This is a genomic window from Sphingobium indicum BiD32 (assembly GCF_000382885.1).
Taxonomy (GTDB): domain Bacteria; phylum Pseudomonadota; class Alphaproteobacteria; order Sphingomonadales; family Sphingomonadaceae; genus Sphingobium; species Sphingobium japonicum_C.
In genome coordinates this window covers 1-2467 of sequence record NZ_CAVK010000011.1, presented here as the reverse complement: position 1 = coordinate 2467, position 2467 = coordinate 1, and the positions used below count along the sequence as shown (strand labels likewise).

Sequence of the window (2467 nt, the reverse complement as noted above, 5' to 3'; positions counted from 1 at the left end):
GTTGCTACTCAACCCCCGGTTATAGCTCGGGAGGGACCATGTCGGAGACGCGTCTAGGTCGTACTCATAAATGCCTGAATCGCCTGGGACTGCTCGAACCCTACCGGCCCATGGGCGACTGAAGTCGTGCGCTCGGGTGAACTGGGGACGGCCATGGAGAAAGCCCTCCATGGCCGCCCCGTCGTCACTATTCTTTACATCCAACCGTCGAGATCGGCGGGAATTCCGCCCAGCGTACCTTTGCCGGTAATGGCGTTCAGATCGAACGGCTGCGCTTGAAGGAAAAACTCCAGCTGATCGTGCGACGTCACGAGCGAATTGATCACGCGAACTTTGATACCCTTGAAATTCGGCCCATCGATCTGCAGCGCCTTCAAGGTGATCTTCGATCCATGCGCTACCTTAACGAAGCGCGGGTAGTTCAGCAGACGAAACCCAGGCTGGAGAATCTCCAGCTCGATGTCGATCGGCCCGGAATTCTTGATCTCCATCTCACCCATGTTGCCGATCAGCATCTCCGAAGGCGAGTACTTGGTGAAAGACATTTTCAAGACCGAATTGATCACGGCCCCGACGTTCTCCTTGGTGCCGAAGAAGGTGTCTCGAAACAGGCCGACAGTGCGACGCTTTTCCAGGGCATCCTTGAAGGCGCTTTCATCGTCGCCTCGCGTCAGGAACAACGTCGTCACGCGGTGGTCCATTCCGGCCGCTTCCTGCTCCATGGTCGTTCCGAGATGGGCGTCGGTCGTCGCAGCGATGTAGAGATTGTATTTCAGAGCCACGTCCATGGCCGCAGGGTGGATGAAGTCGCTCTGCGCGACCTCGATGCCTGACAACAGGCCCTCCTTGAACATCCGCTCGAGAAACGGTGTCACCACGGCATCTCCGGGGATGGAAGATGGGAAGGTGGGATGATTCCACTGACAGATGCCACCTTGGCGCTTCGCTTCACGGAACCGCGCCTCCAGGTCCTTTTCCACCGGACCGGTTCGGTTCCAGTCCACCTGATGCTGTGTGCCGGTCTGCTTGAACGTGCTGTAGTGGATCTTGGCTGGGTTCAGCGCATTGGCATCCTTGAGAAAATGGCAGTTGAAGTGCCCGATGCCACGCGTGATCTCAGCCCCGAGGGAGAGCCTCATACCCTTCAGTCCGAGCATGCCGGAATCGATGAAAGCGCGCCCGATTTCATAGCTGCGGTTTTTGTTGGTTCCGGTGTCGCGGATTTTCGGCGTGATGATGTCGTGCTCTGTGAAGGACACGAATTTGAGCCCATCATGGGCCGCTTCCGCCAGGCGCAGCGTGGGCCATGCGGAGCCGTCGGAAAAGACCGTATGAAGGTGCAGATCGCCGGCGAGGACATGATAGCCCTCCTGGGTATCAGGGAAGATCAGCCGCGAGGGCGACGGCGGGCGATCGTCCGACTGCGCCACGAACTCGGCGGAAGCTTCGCTGGCCACAAGCATACTGCTTACGAGCATCGCAAAAGACGAAATCATTGTGTTGATGTATTTACGCTTGGTCATAAGACCTCCCAATGAGAATGTTGAAAAGCGCTGCGCCTGGATAATATCGAGACTGAGAATAGGGCTCTGTTGCAAACATGGGGCACGGCCGCGCGGCGTCACCCAGTTGGGGGATTAGGCAGCATTGGCGAAATGCTTATTGAGCATAATCATGGTTTCGGTCAGGGCCGAGGGTCCAATTCCGAATGCTCTTTCAACCAGGCGCACCTCCCCCATGATACCTGGCTGCAGGCACCATGCCTGGGCCTGTCCTTTGCGTAGGGCGCGCATGACCTCGAAGCCCTTGATCGTGGCGTAGGCCGTTGGCATCGACTTGAAGCCACGTACCGGCTTGATCAGCATCTTCAGCTTGCCGTGGTCGGCCTCGAGCACGTTGTTCAGATATTTCACCTGCCGGTGCTCGGTTTCCGCCGCCAGTTTGCCTTCGCGTTTCAGCTCAGCGATTGCTGCGCCGTAGCTGGGTGCCTTGTCGGTATTGAGTTTGGCCGGCTTTTCCCAGTCCTTCAGGCCACGAAGAGCTTTGCCCAGAAAGCGCTTCGCCGCTTTGGCGCTGCGTGTCGATGACAGATAGAAATCAATCGTGTCGCCCCGTTTGTCGACCGCCCGGTACAGGTAGGTCCATTTGCCCCGCACCTTTACGTAGGTCTCATCCAGACGCCAGCTCGGATCAAAGCCGCGCCGCCAGAACCAGCGGAGACGCTTCTCCATCTCCGGCGCGTAGCGCTGCACCCAGCGATAGATCGTCGTATGATCGACATCGATCCCACGCTCGGACAGCATTTCCTCGAGATCACGGTAGCTGATGCCGTATCGACAATACCAGCGCACCGCCCATAGGATGACCTCGCCGGTAAAATGCCGTCCTTTGAAATCGTTCATCGCAACTGACCTTGACAGTACATGAGCCCAATCTTGGAAACCGTGTCAGAGTTTGCAACAGAGCC

At 57.6% G+C, this 2467-nt stretch carries 2 protein-coding genes; both read right to left on the bottom strand.

Annotated features, from left to right (window positions below):
* Positions 1 to 194: 194 nt before the first annotated feature.
* A complete protein-coding gene (locus EBBID32_RS01015; RefSeq protein WP_006949123.1) occupies positions 195 to 1523 on the bottom strand; it encodes a hypothetical protein in 1329 nt (442 codons plus the stop codon).
* 114 nt (positions 1524 to 1637) lie between these two features.
* On the bottom strand, positions 1638 to 2402 hold the full coding sequence (locus EBBID32_RS01010) for an IS6 family transposase (protein WP_006949122.1): 765 nt from the start codon (positions 2400 to 2402) through the stop codon (positions 1638 to 1640).
* Between the last annotated feature and the right edge of the window lie 65 nt (positions 2403 to 2467).